Source organism: Streptomyces hirsutus, assembly GCF_001418415.1.
Lineage (GTDB): Bacteria > Actinomycetota > Actinomycetes > Streptomycetales > Streptomycetaceae > Streptomyces > Streptomyces hirsutus.
The window spans coordinates 14,687-35,668 of the sequence record NZ_LIQT01000220.1; the positions used below are offsets into that span (position 1 = coordinate 14,687).

The following is a 20,982-nucleotide window of genomic DNA, read 5'->3' on the forward strand; positions in this document are numbered from 1 at the left end:
TTCCGATCCCACAACTCCTGCTTCCTCTACGGCCGTTCCAGCCGGAAGCGCTCCCCCACGTCCTGTAGGAGATGCCATGTCCGAGGCCCTGTCCCGCCCTGCCGGCGGCGCCGCCGAGGAATTACCCGAGTATCCGCTGCCGCGGGCGGCGCAGTGCCCTCTGGCCCCGGCCCCGGCCGCGCAGGAGCTGCGGGCGGAGCGCCCGATCACAAAGGTCCGCATCTGGAACGGCAGTACGCCCTGGCTGGTCACCCGGCACGCCGACCAGCGCGCCCTGCTGCCCGACCCCCGGGTGAGCGACGACGACCTCGACCCCGGTTTCCCCCATGTCAACGCCCACCGGGCGATGATCGCCCCGGTCACCCCCCGGCTGATCACGAACACGGACGCGCCGGAGCACACCCGGCTGCGCCGGACCGTCAACGGCCCGTTCCTGGTCAAGCGGATCGAGAAGATGCGGGCCCCGGTCCAGAAGATCGTCGACGACCTGATCGACACGATGCTGGCGGGCCCCCGCCCGGTCGACCTGCTCACGGCGTTCGCGCTGCCGGTGCCGTCTCTGGTCATCGCCGAACTGCTCGGGGTGCCCTATGAGGACCACGGCTTCTTCCAGCGCAGCAGCAGCCTGATCCTGGACGGCGCCTCGGCGCCCGAGGAGGCCCGGAGGGTCAGCGGTGAGCTGGCCGCCTATCTGGACGACCTGATCAAGCGGAAGACGGACGACCCGGGCGAGGACGTGCTCTCCGAGATGGCCGGCCGGGTCCGCGACGGGGAGATGTCGCACACCGAGGCCGTCCACATGGGCGTGGCGATGCTGATCGCCGGCCACGAGACGACCGCGACGATGATCAGCCTCGGCACCCTGGCGCTGTTCGAACACCCCGGCCAGCTCGCCCTGTTGCGGGAGACCGGTGACCCGAAGCTGATCGCGAACGCGGTGGACGAGCTGCTGCGGTACCTGAGCATCGTCCAGACCGGTGTGCGCCGGGTCGCCAAGGAGGACATCGGGATCGGCTCGGTGGTCATCCGCAAGGGCGAGGGCATCGTCTTCGACCTGCACGCGGCGAACTGGGACCCGGAGGCGTTCTCCGAGGCCGAGCGGCTGGACCTCACCCGCCCCGCCCGGATCCACCAGGCGTTCGGCTACGGACCCCACCAGTGCCTGGGCCAGAACCTGGCCCGGCTGGAACTCCAGGTCGCCTACGGCACCCTCTACCGCCGCATCCCCACCCTGCGCGCGGCCGCCCCGATCGAGGACCTCTCCTTCGACCGCACCGGGACGACGTACGGCGTCCACAGCCTGCCCGTCACCTGGTGACCGGCTCCGCCCCGCCGCCCCACACACAGCACGACCGGCAGAACCGGAAGGACCGACCGAGTGACGACGACGCGTGTGGAACTGGACGAACCGAAGTGCGTGGCGTCGGGACAGTGCGCCCTGGCCGCCCCCGACGTCTTCGACCAGCGGGACGAGGACGGCGTGGCGGTCCTGCTGGAGGAGTACCCCGGTGAGGAACTGCTCCACGACGCGCGCCAGGCCGAGGCGGTCTGCCCGGCCGCGGCGATCCGCCTGGTGGAACGGTGAGACGCATCGTGGTCGTCGGCGCCTCGGCCGCCGGACTCGCGGCGGCCGAGACCCTGCGCCGGGCGGGCCACGACGGCCCGCTCACCCTCGTCGGTGACGAGCCGCACGCCCCGTACGACCGCCCTCCCCTGTCCAAGCAGATCCTCTCCGGCACGTGGCCGGCCGGGCGGCTGCCGTTGCGCCGGGACGAGGACCTCGACGCCCTGGACCTGGACCTGCGGTGGGGGACGGCGGCGACCGGGCTGGACCTGGCGGACCGTGCGGTCCGCCTGGCCGACGGGTCGTGGGTGCCGTACGACGGGCTCATCGTGGCCACGGGCGTGCGGCCCCGGCGGCTGCCCGGCGAGGGCGCGCACGTCCTGCGCACGCTGGACGACGCCCTCGCGCTGCGTGACGTGCTGACGCCGGGCACCAGGCTCGTCGTGGTGGGCGCCGGATTCCTCGGTGCCGAGGCCGCCGCCGTCGCCCGGGGCCTGGGCGTCCACGTCACCCTGCTCGAGCCGTCTCCCGTCCCGCTGGCCCACGCCGTCGGCACCGAGGTCGGCGGGATGCTCTCCCGGGTCCATCTCGAGCACGGCGTGGAGCTGCGCACCTCGGTCACCGTGACGGAGGTGGTCGAGGACGGCGTGCGGCTGGCCGACGGCGAGGTGGTCGAGGCCGACGAGATCCTGGTCGCCGTCGGCTCGCTGCCGAACACCGGCTGGCTCGCGGACAGCGGGCTGGCGCTCGGCGACGGCGTCGTCTGCGACGAGTACTGCGAGGCGGCGCCGGGGGTGTACGCGGCCGGTGACGTCGCTCGCTGGTACAACCCGCTGTTCGGGACGTCGATGCGGATCGAGCACCGTACGAACGCCGCCGAGCAGGGCATGGCCGCCGCGCGCAACCTGCTCGCCCCGCCGGAGGCGCGCACGCCGTTCGCGCCGGTTCCGTACTTCTGGTCCGACCAGTACGGCCTGCGGATCCAGGCTCACGGCTGTCTGCGCGGCCATGACGAAGTCGCCGTCGTGGACGGGGACATGGCCGAGCGGCGGTTCGTCGCCGCCTACCGCAGGGGCGGGAGGCTCACCGGCGCCCTGGCGGTGGGCATGCCGCCCGGGGTCGTCCGCGCCTGGCGGAAGGCCGTCGCGGACGGTACGGCCTGGCACGAGGCCGTACGGGACGAGGCCGCCGCCCCCGACGGCCCCATCGGCATCGGTGACCACCACGGCAGGGAGACCGCCCGTGCACGGCAGTAGGGACGACCAGCCGCGTGACGTGGTCGTCGTCACCGGAGCGGGCGGGATGGGGTCGGCGGTCGCCCGGCGGCTGGGCAGCGGGCGGACGTTGATCCTCGCCGACGCGTCCCGGACACGGCTCGACCGGACGGTGGACGCCCTGCGCGCCGAGGGGTACGCGGTACGGGGCGTGCCGACCGACGTCCGTGACCGCGCGGCGGTGGAGCGGCTGGCCCGGACCGCGGCCGGGGCGGGGCGGATCACAGCCGTCGTGCACACGGCCGGGGTGGCCGCCGCGACCGCTTCGGTGTCCGAGATCCTCGAGGTCGACCTGCTCGGCACGGTGTATGTCATCGAGGGCTTCGAGCAGGTGGCCGTTGGTGGCACGTCGCTGGTCTGCGTCGCCAGCGTCGCCGGGCACATGGCCTCGATCGGCGCCGAGGACGAGGCCGCCCTGGCGACGGCACCCGCGGACCGGCTGCTGGGCCTGGACGCGGTCACCGGCCTCGGCGACGATCCGACGGCCGCCTACATCCTGGCCAAACGGGCGAATCTCCTGCGGGTGCAGGCCGCCGCCCCCGCGTGGAGCCGGCTCGGCGCCCGCGTCAACACGGTCAGTCCGGGCGTCGTCGCCACCGCGATGGCGAAGGCGGAGGCCGACGCGGACTCCGACGGGCACATGATGAGGATGCTCGACGCGTGCGGCGCGGGCCGCCCCGGTACGCCCGCCGAGATCGCCGACGCGGTGGCCTTCCTCACGGATCCGCGCTCCTCGTACATCACCGGCGCCGACCTGCTCGTCGACGGCGGCCAGACGGCATGGATCCGACACCACATGCCCCGCGGGTGACGGCACCACGGGGCCGGGGAGGGGCAGAGCGCGAGCCCGGCTGCTCCCTGCGGATGAGGGTGCGTCAAGAGGGCGGCCGGGGAGCCGGGGCGTAGCCGGCCCTACCCGGGTTCGCCGTGGCGGCGATGCCTGGGCGCTGCGCATCCGGTCCGGAGGATGCGTGGGTGAAGCGGACTCGCCGGGGCGGGGTGTCCGGTGGCGGGCGGTCGGCGGCGGCCCCTGCCGTCCCGCCCGTGCGACGCGCGTACCGCCGTACGAACGACCGCGGGCCCCGGACGCGGCCGGGTACCCCGGACGGGTAAGGAGTATCCGGTCCCGCGGTGGATCCCGTCCCGCGTGGTCGGAGGCGGCCGGTGGTGCGACGCTGGGGTGGAGAAGCGTCCGCGGACGGCAGCCGGGAGGGAATGCGATGGGACGCGATGTCCCGGCGCTGGTGTTCACCCGTGAGGACCGTCGCCGGTACCGGATCAAGATGCAGGAGTGCCTCGACACGTTCGCGCAGATGCTGCGGGAGGCACGTTTCGAGTCCGAGCGGCCCCAGGTGGGGCTGGAGATCGAGCTGAACCTGGTCGACGACCGGGCGGAGCCGGCGATGCGCAACAGCGACGCGCTCGAAGTGATCGCGGACCCCGCCTGGTCCACGGAGCTGGGCCGGTTCAACCTCGAGATCAACGTTCCGCCGCGGCGGCTGACGGCGGGCGGCCCCGACTCCTGGGAGTCCGAGATCCGTACCGCGCTGAACCACGCCGAGAAGCGCGCGAAGTCGGTCGGCACGCATCTGATCATGACCGGGATCCTGCCGACGCTGCGGCAGGAGGACGCGGGTGAGTCGGCGCTGTCGGAGAACCCGCGCTACCGGCTGCTCAACGACCAGATCTTCGCGGCCCGGGGCGAGGACCTGCACATCGAGGTCGACGGCGTCGACCGGCTGCGCACCTACGCGGACACGATCACTCCCGAGGCCGCCTGCACCAGCACCCAGTTCCACCTCCAGGTGTACCCGGAGCAGTTCTCCGACTACTGGAACGCGGCGCAGTCGATCGCCGGGGTCCAGGTCGCCCTGGCCGCCAACTCGCCGTTCCTGTTCGGCAAGGAACTGTGGCACGAGACCCGCATCCCGCTGTTCGAACAGGCCACCGACACCCGTTCCCAGGAGATCAAGGTGCAGGGGGTACGGCCCCGGGTGTGGTTCGGGGAGCGGTGGATCAACAGCGTCTTCGACCTCTTCGAGGAGAACCTGCGGTACTTCCCGGCACTGCTCCCGCTGTGCGACGAGCAGGATCCCGCCGAGACGCTGGACCGGGGCGACATCCCCGAGCTGGGCGAGCTGACCCTGCACAACGGCACCATCTACCGCTGGAACCGCCCGGTCTACGCCATCTCGCACGACAAACCGCATGTGCGGGTGGAGAATCGGGTGCTGCCGGCCGGCCCCACCGTCGCCGACACCCTGGCCAACGGCGCCTTCTACTACGGGCTCACCCGCGCCCTGGCGGAGGAGGAACGGCCCGTATGGTCCCGGATGTCCTTCTCGGCCGCCGAGGAGAACCTGCACACTGCGGCACGGCACGGCATCGAGGCCCGGCTGTACTGGCCCGGGATGGGCGAGGTGCCGGTGGCCGAGCTGGTGCTGCGGCGGCTGCTGCCGCTGGCGCACCGCGGGCTGGAACTCTCCGGGATGGACGAGGCCTGGCGGGAGCCCCTGCTCGGCATCATCGAGCAGCGCTGCGTCACCGGGCGCAACGGGGCGGTGTGGCAGAAGGAGATGTTCCACCACATCGACGCCACCGCCCACTGCGGCCGCCATGAGGCCCTGCGCCGGATGACGCAGCAGTACATCGACTACATGCACCTCAACGCCCCGGTGCACACCTGGCCCGTCGACTGACCCGGGCCGGGTGGCAAGGAGGTCCTGCGCGTCGACGGGCACACCCGCGTCCTGACGGACGCACCGTTCTTCGACGACACGGCGGCCGACGGCCGCCGCCCGGCGCTCGCCGTCCTCCCGGAGATCGACGAGATCTACCTGCACCGCCCGCAGTCGCTGCGCCGGTCCGGTGTCCGGGACCCCACGACCCGGCACGTCCCCGCGGCCGGCTGAGCCGTACCGGGGCCGGTGCTGCCTCCGGCGGCCGGAGCCGTCAGCCGTCGGCGGCCCGGACGAGGACCCCGGACACCTCCCTGCGCATCACGTCGCCGATCTCCGGGGGGAGCGAACCGAGGTCCGTGCTTTCCAGGGCCCGCAGCGTCTCGTCCGTCCCGGCCGTGCACTCCGCGCTCCCACCGATCACCTCGTAGCCGTCACGGACCGCGACGCGGACCCTGCGCCGTCCGTCCTCCTCGGCGTGCACGGCGGTGGCGACGACGAGGGGCGGCGGTCCGCCCGCCTCGGCCGGCGCCTTGTGGTATCCGCTGGCCCTCGGGGTGCGCCAGCGCAGGCTGAGCAGCAGATGGCGCTTGGCCACCACCTCGGCCAGATCGGTCTCGAAGACTCCGTCCCGGTCCAGCGCCGTGGCGCGGGTGTCCAGGACGAGCGCCGCCGGCAGCAGACATCGCAGGGTGCTGCCCACGATGTTGCCGCCGACCGTGGCCGTCCGGCGCACTGCTCCGGTGCCCACGGTGGAGGCCGCACCGCGCAGGACCTCCGGTACCCGGTCGTCGATGCGGTGCAGCAGGACGGCCGCGCCCAGCGCCTCGTGCTCGAGCACGGTGGCCTCCGGGAGGCTGCGCAGGGACATCGCCTGCTCGGGGAAGCCGTCCCGCTGCCAGAGCGCCCACACGAGAGTGGCTCCACCGATGGGCACCGCTCCCTCGGCCATGCAGTTCTGCGCTTCGGTCAGGGATGTGGGCAGACGCAAGAGCATGGCGGTCGACCTGCTTTCCTGGGCTTCGGCCGACGGAACCGGCCACTCCGCTGCATGATCATGGACACTGCATTCTCCGCACGGACCTGGGGGCGCGTACAGAGCTCACACAAACCCCGTGTGCGCCCGTCGTACGCCCTGGGGACCGACGTCCGGCCCCCGGGAATTCCTCCGCCTCTCCCGCCCCTCGCCCGTGAGCGGCCGTGGGGCGGTCAGAGCAGCCGCCGGATGTCACCGCGGACCCGGTAGAAGCCGCCGGCCGCCGGGTGCAGCGCGTCCACGACATAGCGGGCTCCGGGCTCCCGTATCGCGCGCGGGAACTGCACGTTCCACGACGAGTCGTACCCCTCGGACACCACGTGCACGCGCAGGCGGCCGGAGTCCTGAACACATTGGACGACGATCGACCCGGTCGGGGCCTGGGCCACCGCGGTCACCGCGCTCGCCGTCGTGGCCGGTGCGTAGGCCGGCAGCGCCTCGGCGAGCTTGACGTCCCGCGCGACCGGCACCGTGCCCTGCTGGGCCGCGGAGACGGCCGCCTCGCTCGCGTCGACGCACACCAGTGAACCGTCGGTGGTGACCAGGTACAGCCGCTCGTCCCGGTACTGCATCGACAGGGCCGAGCCGCCGCCCGTGCCGAGCTTCCACAGCCGGGTGCCGTCCTGGTCGAAGCAGTAGACGGACGACGCCGCGTCACCGGCGAACACGAACCGGCCGCCGGGCGAGGTGGCGCACGCGTACACGGCGCTGTCGCAGGCGTAGGTGGCCTCGATGGCCCCGCTCGCCTTCGACAGCCGCTGCACCACGCGGTGGGCCGTGCCCGCGTACACGGTGTCGTCCTCCTGCCAGCCGAACAGCACGCCGCCGCGGGTGGGGGTGTGCCACAACTCGCCGCCGCCGTCGGGCGCGTAGGCGGTGACGCCACGCTGATGACCGTGGTAGACGGCCCGGTCGTCGGCGCGCACCATCCAGGCGTGGTCGCCCTGGCTGCGGCGGGACCACTGGTGCTCGTCCTCGTGGTCGATGACGGTGAGCTTGCCGTCGCGGTCCGATACGTCCAGCACGCCCTCGTGGATGTCCAGCCAGAAGATGTCGACGTCCGCGGCGATGTCGTACGCCGCGAACGGCAGCTTGGAGGAGAGGTCGTAGACCTTGCCGTCGTCGCAGCCCGCGTAGATCCAGAAGTCGTCGGCGACCAGGCACTTCACGCCGTCCGGCAGGTTGAAGCGGGCCAGCACCTGGCCGTCGTGGCCCAGGGTGTACACGTCGCCCGCCTGGTTGCCGACCCAGCAGTGCTCGTCGTCGACATGGATGCCGAACGCCGCGGAGCCGGTGCCGAACCGCCACAGCACGGGGGCCACGGCACGCGCGGTGGACGGGGCGGACGTCACCTGACGCCGGGTCACCGCGCGCGGCGCGCGCTGCCCGGGGACGGCGGGAGCGTAGCCCTTGCGGACCTTCTCACCGACCTTCTTGGCGGCTGCGGCCCGTGCCTTGTCGGCCGAGGGGAAGGCGGTGACCTGGGTCTGCCCCGAGGCCCCTATCCGTCCGTAACGGACGGTCACCACCAGGGCGTCGACGGTCACCTCGTAGAACTTGTGCGCGGTGCCGTCATCCTGCGACAGCTCCAGATACGTCGTCGACACCGACCCGCCAGACATGACAGACCCCTCCCCGGAGCGGGCCGCCGGCCGTTCCGGCAGGTCCCACTGTCCGAACCGTAGGCGGCACCACTGACAATGGACCGCCGGTGATCCCTACGCGGAAGCAACCTGTCCCGGTTCCTGCGAGTCCCACATATCGCTTGCCTCTGCCTTCCCGCGTCCCCGCCTCCCCGCCTCGTCCCCTCACCGCCCCGGCGCCACCGCGCGTCCACGGCTTCGGACTCACCACGAACGAACGGACCCATGAGCACCGCGACCCTGCTGGATGTCCTGCTGGACGCCGCCCACCAGTCCCCCGACCAGCTGATCGTCCATGTCCGGGGCGACGGCGGCGAGACGGCCGTCACCTTCCGGGAGCTCGTGGCCGAGTCGCTGCGCGTCGCGGGCGGTCTCCGTGCCGCGGGCGTCGCGCCGGGCACCTGTGTTCCGGTGCTCGCGGAGCACAGTGCGGACTTCCAGCCCATGTTCTGGGGCACGCTCGCGGCCGGTCTGGTGCCGGTGCCGCTCGCGCCCGACGTGCGGCGGGTCCGGCCGGTGTGGGAGCACCTCGGCCGGCCCCCGGTCGTGGTGGACACGGCCTGCGCGCCGGTGGCCGCCGAACTCCCGGACGGGGCCCGGGTCCTGCGGCTGGACGCGCTGCGGGAGGGTCCGCCGCCGGCCTCCCCCGTCGCACCGGATCCGGACGGACTGGCCTTCCTGCAGTTCTCGTCCGGCAGCACGGGGGCGCCCAAGGGTGTGGAACTGACCCACAGGGCCGTGCTGGCGAACCTGCGGCAGCTGACCGAGGCCTCCGCCCTCACGGAGCAGGACGTGGTGGTCAGCTGGATGCCGTACTTCCACGACATGGGGCTCATCGGCACGCATCTGGCGCCGCTGGCCGCGCGGGCCAAGCAGGTGAAGATCGGTCCCCTGTCGTTCGCGAAGAACCCCCGCCTGTGGTTCGACGTGGCCGCCGCGCATCGGGGCACCGTCCTCTCGGCCGCCAACTTCGCGCTGGCGCTGACCCTCCGCCGGGTTCCCGCGGAGGTGTTCGCCGCGCTGGACCTGAGCTCGGTCCGGCTGATCACGGTGGGGGCCGAACCGATATCGGCGACGGTGTGGCGGGACTTCGCCGCCAGGACCCGGGCGTCGGGGCTGGATCCGCGGGCCGCGATGCCCGTGTACGGGCTGGCCGAGGCGACGCTGGCCGTGGCGTTCCCGCCGCTGGGCGAGGTGGCCGTGCCGGTGGCCGTGGAACGTGCCGCCCTCGGCCGGGGCCGCGTGGTGGAGTGGGAACCCGGTGGTGACGCGGCGGAGCCGGTGGAGCTGATGGACGTCGGGGTGCCGGTGCCGGGCTGCTCGGTGCGGATCACCGACGAGGCGGGCCGGCCCCTGGGCGACCGGCGGGTGGGGCACATCGAGGTGAGCGGTCCGCAGATCGCACGCGGCTACCACGGCCTGCCCGAGGCGACGGCGCGGTCCTTCACCGACGGATGGCTGCGCACCGGCGACCTGGGCTTCCTCCGGGACGGCCGGCTGTGTGTCAGTGGCCGGTCCAAGGACGTCCTGTTCGTCAACGGCCGTACGTTCCATGCCCCGGACCTGGAGGAGGTGGCGTCCGGCACACCGGGGGTGCCGGCCGGGACGACGGTGGTGGTCGGGTCGACCGATCCGGTGACCGGTGGGGAGCGGGTGGTGGTGTTCGTCGCCTGGGCGCGGCCGCCGCGTACCGCGTCCGAGGTGCTGGACCGGGTCGCGCGGCGGGTCCGCGCGGCGCTGGGCCACGACGACGTGCGGGTGTTCGCGCTGCCGCCGTCCGCGTTCCCCCGGACGACGAGCGGCAAGGTGCAGCGGCAGCGGATGCGGTCCCGGTTCGAGGCGGACGGGTACCGGCCGTCGGTTCGTTCCGGTGCGGTGGCCGGTTCCGGCGCGGTGGCCGACTCGGGTGCGGTGGCCGACTCGGGTGCGGTGGAACGGCCTCGGCGGCCGTCGTCGTCCGGGGGCCGGGGTGCGGTGCCCCGGTCGCGCGGGGACGTGCGGCGGGTGGTGCGCGAGGCGTGGGCTGCGGTGCTGGGGCTGCCCGAGGCGTCGTTCGGGGACCGGGACCGGTTCGCCGAACTGGGCGGTACCTCGCTCCGGGCCATGGAGGCGCTCGCCGCGCTGGAACGTTCCCTCGGTGTCTCGCTGGGTCCGGCGGTGATGCGCAACGACACGGTCGCCACGCTCACCGACCATCTCATGGACGTCGTCGAGGCGCACGGCACGTCGACGGACGGCACATCGACGGACGGAGCGGAAACGGGCGGGCAGAAGGTCGCGTCCGCTGCGGGCGGTGCGTCCGCGACCGCCGTGGTGGGACTGGCCTGCCGGTTCCCGGGGGCCGACACGCCGGAGGAGTTCTGGGACCTGCTCACCGCCGGCCGCGACACCGTGTCCGCGGTGCCCCCGGGCCGCTGGGGCACGGACCGCCGGCGCACGGACGGCTCCAGGGGACTCGAGGCGACCGGACGCTGGGGGGCGTTCCTGGACGACCCCGCCGCCTTCGACGCCGCCCACTTCGGCATCGGCGACGAGGAGGCGCGCGCGCTGGACCCGCAGGCACGTGTCTTCCTCGAGCTCGCCCACGAGGCGCTGGAACGCGCCGGATACGCCGGGCCCCGCCGCCGAGCCCTGCGGACCGGGGTCTTCGCCGTCGTCGGCGACAGCGGTTACCGGCAGCTCCTGGCGGACGCGGACACCGCCGGCACGCCGCCGACCGCCACGGCCCTGACCGGCAATCTCCCCAACCTGGTCGCCGCACGGCTGGCACACTGCCTCGACCTGGACGGTCCGGCGCTCGCCGTGGACACCGCGTGTTCCTCGGGTCTGGTGGCGCTGCATCTGGCCCGGCGCAGTCTCGCGGACGGCGAGTGCGACGTCGCGGTCGTGGGCGGGGTCAACCTGCACCTCACCGCGTCGGCGCACCAGGCCCTGGAGGCGGCCAAGGCCCTGTCGCCGACCGGACGCAGCCGTGCCTTCAGCACGTCGGCCGACGGGTTCGTGCCCGGCGAGGGCGGCGCGGTCCTCGTCCTGCGGCGGCTCGACGAGGCCCAGCGGGACGACGACGAGGTCCTGGCCGTCGTACGCGGCACCGCCGTCAACAACGACGGTACGTCGCTGAGTCTGATGGCACCCAACCCGCTGCGCCAGCGCGAGGTGATCGGCCGTGCCTACGAGCAGTGCGGGGTCGACCCGGCGTCGGTCTCGTACGTCGAGGCCCACGGCACGGGGACGGCCGTCGGCGATCCGATCGAACTGCGGTCCCTCGCCCATGCCTTCCCGGCCCGCCCGGACGGCCGTCCCCGGCTGCTCGGCTCGGTGAAGACCAACATCGGGCACCTGCTGAACGCGGCGGCACTTCCCTCGCTCGTGAAGGTGGTCCTGGCCCTCGGGCACGGACGTCTCCCGGCCTCGCTGCATCACACACCGGTCTCGCCCGCCGTCGGGCAGTCGGGGTTCGCCCTCGTGACGGAGGTGACGGCCTGGGAGTCGTCCGGGCCGCGCAGGGCGGGAATCAACGCCTTCGGCTTCGGCGGCACCAACGCGCACGCCGTCCTGGAGCAGGCCCCACCGCGAACGGCGCACGCGCCGCGCGGGGTCCGTCGGGAAGAGGACCGGGACCGTCGCGGTCCGAGCCTGCTCACCCTCTCAGCGGGCAGCGCGGCCGGGCTCGACGCGTGGACGGCGCGCGTCTCGGACCATCTGGGCGACCATCCGGAGTCCGAGGAGGGCGACGTCTGCCTGGCGGCGGGCGCCGCACGCGACGAACGGCCGCACCGTCTCGCCGTCGTGGCCGCCGGCGACCTGCGCGAACGGCTCGCCTCGGTACGCGCCGCCGACGGCTCGCCCGTGCCGGGCTCGGCCGCCGGGACGGTGACGCACCGGCCCCGGACCGTCTACGTGTTCCCCGGTCAGGGCGGTCTGCGGCCGGGGCAGGGGCGGGAGTTGTACGCCACGGCACCCGTGTACCGCGCGACGCTGGACGAGGCGTCGGGGCTGGTGGGGGCCGTGCACGGGCGGGAGTTGACGGCCTGGTGCGTGGACGGCGACGCCGACGGCGACGCGCTCGCCGCGACCGAGGTGGCGCAGCCGCTGCTGGTGGCACACGGGGTCGCGCTGGCCCGGCAGTTGACCGCCTGGGGGGTGCGGCCCGACGCCCTGGTCGGGCACAGCGTCGGTGAACTGGCGGCCGCCTGTGCCGGCGGCATGCTGTCGCTGTCCGACGCGGTGCTGTTCGCGGCGGAACGGGGACGGCTCATGGGCGGGTCGACCGCACCGGGTGCCATGGCCGCGGTGCGGGGCGCCGAGGAACGCGAGGTGGAGTCACTGGTGGCCGCGTCCCCGGGCGACCTCGCGGTGGCGGCGTACAACGGTCCCGGCCGGCTGGTGCTGTCCGGCTCTCCGGACGCGGTCCGGCGGGCGTCGGAGCGGCTCACCGCGCGCGGCGCGACGGTCCGTCCGCTGCGGGTGTCGCGCGCCTTCCACTCGCCCCTGATGGAGCCGGTGGCGCATGCTCTGAGCGGTGCGGCGCACAGGCTGACGGTGTCGGCTCCCGAACTCGCGGTGATGAGTACGCTCACCGCCGAGTGGCAGCCCCGGATGGATCCGGACCATCTGCGGGAACACGCCTTGCGACCGGTGCTGTTCGGCCGGGCCGTGGAGCGCCTGCTGGACGAGGGCTACGACACGTTCGTGGAACTCGGGGCGGATGAGAACCTCGCGGGTCCGATCCGTGCGGTGGCCGCCGGACGCCGGGCCGACGGCGCAGCGCCCGGCGCCCTTGTGGTGTCCGCCCCCGCAGCACCGTTCGACGGCGGAGAAGCACCGGGCGGAGCCCGGGAGTTGATGGAGACGGTGGCACGGCTGTGGGTGCGCGGGGTGCCCCTCGACCGTACGGCGCTCGACGCGGGCAACCGCAGGGTGCCGCTGCCGCCGTACCCGTACCAGCGGCGCAGGTACTGGCCCGAGCCCGATGCGCGCGGGCTGCTGCACCGCATCGAGTGGCGGCCCGCTCCCCTGTCCGGCGACGGTCTCCCCCCTACCGGTCCTCCCGGTGCCGGCTTTCCCGGCCCGGTGCTGGTGACCGGAGCGGACGCCTCGGCGGTACGCCGGACCGCGGACGGGTTCGCGGCCCTCGGCGTACGGGCGGTCACTGCCGACCACGGTGACGTCCGTCCGCAGGCCGTGGTCCTCCTCGGCCGCGGGGTCCGCCAGGACGCGCCGGACCCCGCGAACCCGGCGGGCGGCCTCGACGCGGAGCTGCGGCAGGCGGTCGCGGCGTTCCAGGACGCCCTCGCGTTGCTGGACCGGACCGGAGCCCGCCGCCTGCTGGTCGTGACCGAGGACGCGCACGTCACCGGGCACGGCGTGGAGCAGCCGGTGCCGGCGCAGGCGGTCCTGGGCGGTCTGGCCCTGGCCGTACCGGAGGAGTCGGCCGGCGCGGTCGCGAACTGGGTGGACCTCTCGTCCCACGACCTCCCCGGCACTCCCGGCACTCCCGGCACTCCCGGCGCTCCCGGCGCTCCCGGCGCTCCCGGTGAAGGGTGGCTGCGGTGCCTGGCCGCCGAGTTGACGGCGCCGCAGGCGACGGGAGCGATCGCCTGGCGGGCCGGAGAGCGCCTCGTGCGTTCCGTCGTGCCGGCAGCGGGGGAAGATCCGGGAACGGGGGGAGAACCGGGCGGGCCGGACCACCCGGAGCGCCTGCCGGCCGACGGTACGTTCCTCATCACGGGCGGTGCCGGAGGCATCGGATCCGCGCTGGCCCGGGACCTGGCGGGCCGGGGCCGGCCGGTCCTGGTGCTGGCGGGACGTTCCCCGCAGCCGCCCGCGGCCCTGTTGAAGGAGCTCGCCGGTCTCGGCGCCGAGGCACGCTACGTCCCGGCCGACCTCACGGTGCCCGGTGACGTGGAGCGGCTCGTGGGCGAACTGCCGCCGCTGGATGCCGTGTTCCACGCGGCCGGTGTCGTACGGCCCGGCAGCCTGCGCGGGGCGGACGTGCCGGAGACCGTGGAGGCGCTGGGCGCGAAGACCCTCGGCACGGTGCTGCTGTCCGGGGCACTGCACCGGCACGGTCAGCGGCCGGGGGTGTGCGTCGCGTTCTCCTCGGTGTCGTCGGTGCTGCACGGCCTGGCGGGTGCGCTGGGCGCCTACGCCGCGGCGAACGCCTTCCTCGACTCCTTCGCCGGAGCCGAGTGCCTGGCGGGCCGGCCCTGGCTCTCGGTGAACCTGGGTCCGTTCGCCGAGACGGGCCTCGCGGTCGCCGCGGGCGCCGGGACACTCGCCTCCGGCGCGGGCGGCGGGGGCCGTCCTCTGGCGACCGCGCCCGCGCTGGCCGCGCTGCGCGCGGCGTGCGCCACCGGCGCGACACAGCTGGTCGTCGCCGACCTGACGCCCGGGGCCCGACCGGCCGCCGCCCCACCGCGTCCGGTGCGGCCCACGGGCGTCGAGAGCGTCAAGGGCGCCACCGGGCCGACCGGCACCGACCGGCACCGGCCCCCGGTGTCCTCCGGCACCGCTGTCGTCCTGCGGGAACTGCTGGCCCAGTCGCTCGGCATCCCGGCGTCGGGCGTCGACGACGACACGCCGTTCCTGCGGCTCGGGCTGGACTCGCTGGGCGCCGTCGACCTCGTCAAGAGGCTGGAGCGGAAGCTCGGGCGGCAGCTGCCCACCACGCTCTTCTTCGAACACCGGACGGTGCGCGAACTCTCCGCCCACCTGGACCTGGAGGGCCGCACCGGTGTGCCGTCCCGGGCAGCAGCGGCGGACCAGGGGACGGGTGCGGGGAGCGGACTCGGAGACGGACCGGGTCACGCGTCCGGGGACGGGAGCGACGACGGACGGGCGTTCGCGCTGACCCCCGTACAGCTGGCGTTGTACACCAGCAGCCGGCTGCGTCCGGACCTCCCCGCCCGGGGTCATCTGCGGCTGACCGTGCGGGGCCCGCTCGACACGGGTCTGCTGGGCCGGGCGCTGGCGGCGCTGGCCGAACGGCACGGCATGCTCCGGCTGCGGGTGGAGGCCCCGGACGGGCTGCCCGTGCAACGTGTGGCGCCTCCGGTACCGCTGCGGGACTGGTTCGAGGTGCGCGACTGCGCCTCCGACGAGGTGGCCGATGCCGAGACGGCCGTGTGCAACCGGCCGTTCGACCTGGCGGCGCTGCCGCCCGTCCGGGCCGTGCTGCTCCGCCAGGATCCGGGGCTCGCCCATCTGGTGCTGGTGGTGCACCACGCGGCGGCGGACGGCTACAGCTTGAACGTCCTCGCCGAGGAGCTGTGCCACACGTACACCGATCTGTACCACGGGCGGCGTCCGCGACAGGCTCTTCCCGCACCGGACTTCGCACGGTATGCGTCGAGCCTGCCGCTCTCCGGATCCGCCGGGCGGCAGGCCGACCGGCAGTACTGGGCCGAGCGGCTCGCCACCCGCGGCGAACCCCTCCGGCTGCCCTACGACGACGTTCCCGACACGTCGGCCTCCGACCCGTCCGGCCCGATCGTGCAGTACTACGGCGAGCTCGGCGCGGATCTCACCACCGGCCTGGAACGACTGGCCGCCGCGCGGGGTGTCTCCCTGTTCCACCTGCTGCTCGCCGCGTATGTGCGCTGTCTGGCGCGGTGGTCGGGGCGCCGGGACGTGGCCGTGAACGTGGCCAGGGCACGTCGCGAGGACCGTTTCGAGGGCGTGGAACGGCTGGTCGGTCCGCTCGCCGACACCCTTCCCCTGCTCTGTGGGACGGCGGACGACGAGACGGTCGTCGCCCTGGCGGAGCGGTTGCGCGGGATATGGCTGCAGAACGAGCGGCACGCCGGGCTCAGCAGCCTGGACCTGGCCGCGCTGCTGCCCGGCGCGCGGCCCGGTGCCGACACCGACGCACGTGCCGGTACCGAAACCGGCACCGACACCGGTTTCGGCGACCGCACGGTGAGTCCGGCGGGCTTCAGCTTCGCCCGCTTCCCGGCGGAGCCGGCCGCCGACTGTCCGGTGGAGGTACGGGCGACCGCGGCCGGCACCGGATCGGCGGCGACCCGGCTGAGTCTGCTGTGCTGGGCGGACGGCCCGCAGCTGCGGCTGTCGTGGAACTATCCGGAGCCACTGTTCCGGCGGGCCACCGTGGCACGTCTGGACCGGGAGTTCCGCGCCGAACTGGCCGCGCTGTGCACACCGCGGCCGTCGCAGCCGTCGCCGGACACCGGCCCCGCCCCCGCCCCCGCCCCCGCGCCGGTGGTGCCGTCCTCGTCCGTGCGGGGCGACGGGAGTGTCCCGCTGGTCGCGCGACTGCTCGCCCGGTTCCGGGCGACACCCGGCGCGGTCGCCGTGGACGCCGTCGATGCCACGGGCGCCGTGGGCACCGCGGACGCGTCGCTCACGTACGGGGCGCTCGACCATGCCTCCGCTCGGCTCGCCGCACGCCTGCACGCCCGCGGCGTACGTCCCGGTGATCTGGTCGGGCTGCTCACCGAGCCGGGCGCCGACACCGTCGTCGGTGTCGTGGGCATCCTGCGCGCCGGGGCCGGCTGGGTCCCGCTCGACCCGGAGCACCCCACCGCACGGCTGGCCGGCCAACTGGCCCTCACCGGCGCGACCACCGTGGTGTGCCACGCCGCCACCCGGCGCACCGCCGCCGCTCTGACGGCCGTACGGGCGGTGCCCGTCGCCGACGACAGCCTGCCGGACGCGGACACCGGGGCCGGCGTGACCGCGCCTGCGGCCACGGCCGCTCCTGCCGCGTCGTCCGACGCCGAGGCGATCGCGTACGTCATCTTCACCTCCGGTTCCACGGGACGCCCGAAGGCGGTGCCGATCACTCACCGGGCGACGGAGAACTACCTCGACTGGGCGGTCGCCACCTTCGGCTACGGCCCCGGCGACCGCCTCGCGCAGACCGCGTCGCCCTGCTTCGACGCCTCGGTACGCCAGGTGCTCGCACCGCTCCTGGTCGGTGGCACCGTCGTGACCGTGCCGCGTGACCTGCTGCGGGATCCCGAGCTGCTGCTCACGCGGGTCGAGCGCGCGCGGGTCACCGTGTGGAGTTCGGTGCCCACGCTGTGGGAGCAGTTGCTGTCGGCCGCCGAGGAAAGGGCACGCAGTGGGGCGGGGCTGCCCGATCTGACGGCGCTGCGGTGGGTGCACGTGGGCGGGGAGGCACTGCCCGTGGACCATGTGCGCCGCTGGTTCGACCTGTTCGGGAACGGCGCGCGGATCGCCAACCTGTACGGGCCCACCGAGACGACCGTCAACGCCACCTGCCAGATCCTCGACGCCCGTCCCGGCGACGAGGTGCGGCAGGTGCCGATCGGACGCCCCGTGGCCGGTACGGACCTGGAAGTGGTCCGCGCCGACGGGACCGCCTGCGAGCCGGACGAGCCGGGGGAACTGCTCATCGCCGGCGTCGGTCTGACCCCCGGCTACCTGGGTGAACCGGAGCTGACCGCACGGGCGTTCACCGTGCGGACGGGCCGGCGCTGGTACCGCAGCGGGGACCGGGTCCGCCGGTCGGCCGACGGCACCGTGGAGTTCCTCGGCCGGGTCGACGACCAGGTGAAGATCCGCGGGAACCGGGTGGAGCCGGGAGAGGTCGAGGCGGCGCTCCAGGAGTGCCCCGGGATCGCGCGGGCGGTGGTGACGGCGCACGAGGGGCAGTTGCTCGCCTTCGTCACCCTCCGGTCCTCGGCCGGCCGGCCCGACACCCGGGAGATGCGCCGCCGTCTGGCCGGCGTTCTGCCGTCGTACATGATCCCGGCCCGGATCACGTGCGTCGACGCGCTGCCCCTCACGGGCACCGGCAAGGTCGACCGCCTGGCGCTGGTGGGCCCGTTCTCCCGGTCCGGTCCGGCGGCACCGGACGACGACGGGGCTTCCCCGCCGGTCACGGCGACCGAACGACGCGTGGCAGCGGTCTGGTCGGACCTGCTCCGGGTGGAATCGGTCCACCGGGAGGACGACTTCTTCGACCTGGGCGGGGACTCGCTGCTCGTCCTGCGCGTGTTCGCCCGGCTCGCGGAGCACGGAGCGCCGCTGCCGCGGCCGACGGTGGTCTACCGTCATCGCACGCTCGCGGCACTGTCCGCGGCCCTCGACGCCGCCGCGGCAGAAGCGGAGCCTCGTTCCGCCGCCACGGCCTCGGCCTCCTCCGTCACCGCGCCCCCGGCCGTCCGGTCGCTTCCGGCCGATGACGACCGGACGTCCCCGTTCCCCGTCACACCCGGCCAGCGCGGGTTCCTGCTCGCGGAGGCTCTCGCGCCGGGCGGCGGGACCTGGCTGGCGCGGATCCGGCTGTCCGGGCCGCTGGACCCCGAGGTGTTCCAGGCGGCGGTCGACCTGCTGGTGGAGCGGCACGGCATGCTCCGCACCGTCTTTCCCGCCGGTGCCCGTCCGCCCGTCCAGCAGGAACTGCCCCCGTCGCTGCGTCTGCCGGTCGTCTTCGAGACGGTCACGTCCGACGCGGAGGTGGACGAACGGGCCACGGCCGAGGCGCAACGGCGCCTGGAGACCTGGGCCTGGCCGCTGATGCGCCTTCAGGTGCTCAGTCTCGCCGCACGGGAGCACACCCTGCTGGTGCACGCCCATCACGTCATCGGCGACGGCTACAGCGCGGCGCTGCTCCTGCGGGAACTGACCGAGGTGTACGACCGGTTGGCGGGCGGCAGCGGCACCACGCCCCATCTCGCGCCGCTGCGCAGCGACTTCCGTGACCATGTCCGGTGGTCGGCCGGGACCGGCCACGGGACCGGCGTCACCGGGGCGGCCGCGGCAGAACGCCGGGCGCGGGTGTGCGCCCCGTACCGGTCGCCCGTGCTGCGCCCCGCGGCGGTGGCCGGTGACGGTGACGCGACGGACCGTGCCGGGGCCGCCACCGGCGGGGTCCGCTTCGACTCCTCGGAGTTCACGCTCGGAGCCTCCCCGACAGCGGCGTTGCGCGCGCTCGCGTCCGACGCGCGAACCACTCTGTACGTGCCTCTGCTGACCGCCTACCACCAGGAACTCACGGCACTGACCGGCCGGCCCGATCTGATCGTGGGACTGGCGGTGAGCGGCCGGGACGGCGCGTTGCCCGACGCGCACCGGATCTTCGGCCCGTTCGCCTCGGCCGTCCCGGTGCGGCCCGCCCCCGCCGGCTCGACCGGCACCGACCCGGCCGACGCAGGGGACTTCGCCTGCGCCCTGCGGCGCATGGCGGCCGAGGCCGAGGAGGCACGCGCCCACGAGGACGTGGTCCCACGGCGTGCCGACGGGCTTCCCCTGACCTCCCAGTTCTTCTTCACCTTCCTCGACTTCTCCGCACTGGCGCCCGCGGCCGGCGGCACTCCGCGGTTGTCGTGGGAGGCGGGAGACAGTACGTTCCTGCCGCCGTCGTCCATGACGGACGTGTTCATGGCGGTACGGCCCGACGGGGACGGGCTGCGGGTGACGGTCCGGGGCGCGAGCCCGGCGTTCGCACCCGGCGCGCTCGACCGTTTCGCCGGCTCACTGCGCCGGCGTCTCGAACGGGCCGCGGCGGGTGACAGCGGCGTACCGAGCCGGCCGGGGACGGGCCGTCCCGAAACGGGCGGTCCCCTGGCACAAAGGCCTGCCGCCCACCGGTCCGGGACGCGGGGGCCCGGGACGCGGGACACGATGGACGCGGCCCTGGTCGGCTACCTGCCCGCGCCGGAGCATCTGGCGCACCTGGCGGGCCTGCCCGCGTCGGCGCTGCCCCGGGAAGAAGTGCGCGCCATGCTGTTCCCCGACGGCACCCCACGCCTGGTGGAGACGGTGGGTACGCCGCTGGGCCGGTCCGGCTTCGTCTCCGTCCCGCTGTTCGCCGACGAACTCGCGGCGGACACCGGGCTGGTGGAGCACACCGCCCGTGCGGTGGCGCTCGCCGCCGCACGGGGTGCGCGATGTGTGTCCCTGGCGGGGATGATTCCGTCGCTGACCGGCTACGGCTTCGACGTGCTGCGGTCCGGACGCCATCCGGCGGCCGTGACGACGGGGCACGCGGCGACGGTCGTGTCCGTGGTGAAAACGGTGCACGCGGCGCTGGAGGCCACCGGCCGGGACCTCTCGGACCTCGACGTGGCGTTCGCCGGTCTGGGCTCGATCGGTGCCTCCTCACTGGAGTTGCTGCTGTCCCTGGCCGCCCGGCCTCCCCGGCGGCTGCTCCTGTGCGATGTGCGGGGCAGCGGGCCGCGGCTGACCGCCCTGGGGCGGCGGTTGCGGGAGCGGGGACTGGTCGGTGCGGCCGGGTTCGAGGTCGTGGAGTCGGAGCGGGTGCTGCCGGACGCGGTCCACGGCGCGGACCTTCTGGTGACGGCGGTGAGCGGTGCCACCGCGGTGCTCGATGTCGACCGGCTCCGGCCCGGGGCCATCGTGGTCGACGACTCCTTCCCGCACTGCTTCGACACCGGGCGGGCCCTCTCCCGCATGCGGGAGCGGAAGGACGTCCTGGTGCTGGGCGGCGGGCTGCTGCACGTCGGCAGCACCGACCGGGAGGTCGCCGGGGACCTGCCGGACGCGGCGGCGGCCGGCTATCTCGCCCAGCCCTGGCTCGAGGGCACCCTGGCCTCCTGCCGGTTCGAGTCCCTGCTCCACGCCTCCGGTCACGAACTGCCGCCGGTGCACGGCCTGGTGGACGCCGGGGTGGCCCTGGCCCACTGGGACGCGGTGGAACGGGCCGGGGTGTCGGCCGCGCCGCTGCACCTGCTCGGTCACGCCGTGGACACCGCGGTGACGAGCGGGGCGACGGCGGGGAACTGACCGTCGGCCGAGGCGGCTCCCCACCGCTCCCACCGCTCCCGCCGTCCGCCCC

At 74.4% G+C, this 20,982-nt stretch carries 8 protein-coding genes and 1 pseudogene; 7 read left to right on the forward strand and 2 right to left on the reverse strand.

Going from position 1 to position 20,982, the window contains the following annotated elements; all coding sequences use genetic code 11:
* The first annotated feature begins 76 nt into the window (after positions 1 to 76).
* The 6 genes and pseudogenes from AOK11_RS17895 to AOK11_RS45040 all read left to right on the forward strand — a co-directional run.
* A complete protein-coding gene (locus AOK11_RS17895; protein ID WP_055594719.1) occupies positions 77 to 1,318 on the forward strand; it encodes a cytochrome P450 in 1,242 nt (413 codons plus the stop codon).
* 60 nt (positions 1,319 to 1,378) lie between these two features.
* The gene (locus AOK11_RS17900) at positions 1,379 to 1,585 is read left to right on the forward strand and encodes a ferredoxin (protein ID WP_055594720.1); all 207 of its coding nucleotides are present in this window, start codon (positions 1,379 to 1,381) and stop codon (positions 1,583 to 1,585) included.
* On the forward strand, positions 1,582 to 2,820 hold the full coding sequence (locus AOK11_RS17905) for an NAD(P)/FAD-dependent oxidoreductase (protein ID WP_206188876.1): 1,239 nt from the start codon (positions 1,582 to 1,584) through the stop codon (positions 2,818 to 2,820). Before AOK11_RS17900 ends, AOK11_RS17905 begins: the two co-directional genes overlap by 4 nt.
* Complete coding sequence (locus tag AOK11_RS17910) at positions 2,807 to 3,649, forward strand: SDR family oxidoreductase (protein ID WP_276204827.1); 843 nt, start codon at positions 2,807 to 2,809, stop codon at positions 3,647 to 3,649. Before AOK11_RS17905 ends, AOK11_RS17910 begins: the two co-directional genes overlap by 14 nt.
* Positions 3,650 to 4,058: 409 nt before the next feature.
* On the forward strand, positions 4,059 to 5,537 hold the full coding sequence (locus AOK11_RS17915) for a glutamate-cysteine ligase family protein (protein ID WP_055594721.1): 1,479 nt from the start codon (positions 4,059 to 4,061) through the stop codon (positions 5,535 to 5,537).
* Between the two features lie 6 nt (positions 5,538 to 5,543).
* Positions 5,544 to 5,750 (forward strand): annotated as a pseudogene (locus AOK11_RS45040) (hypothetical protein); the annotation flags it as partial.
* A 40-nt stretch (positions 5,751 to 5,790) separates the two neighbouring features.
* Here the strand turns inward: AOK11_RS45040 and AOK11_RS17920 are convergent.
* Together AOK11_RS17920 and AOK11_RS17925 are read right to left on the reverse strand one after the other, a co-directional pair.
* Positions 5,791 to 6,513 (reverse strand): FAD binding domain-containing protein, encoded by a 723-nt coding sequence (locus tag AOK11_RS17920; RefSeq protein WP_055594722.1) that lies wholly within the window; start codon positions 6,511 to 6,513, stop codon positions 5,791 to 5,793.
* Between the two features lie 212 nt (positions 6,514 to 6,725).
* The gene (locus AOK11_RS17925) at positions 6,726 to 8,174 is read right to left on the reverse strand and encodes a WGR domain-containing protein (protein ID WP_055594723.1); all 1,449 of its coding nucleotides are present in this window, start codon (positions 8,172 to 8,174) and stop codon (positions 6,726 to 6,728) included.
* A gap of 246 nt (positions 8,175 to 8,420) precedes the next feature.
* On the opposite strand from AOK11_RS17925, the gene AOK11_RS17930 reads away from it, so the two are divergent.
* Positions 8,421 to 20,930, forward strand: coding sequence for a hybrid non-ribosomal peptide synthetase/type I polyketide synthase (locus AOK11_RS17930; protein WP_055594724.1), 12,510 nt, complete (start codon positions 8,421 to 8,423; stop codon positions 20,928 to 20,930).
* The last annotated feature ends 52 nt before the right edge of the window (positions 20,931 to 20,982 follow it).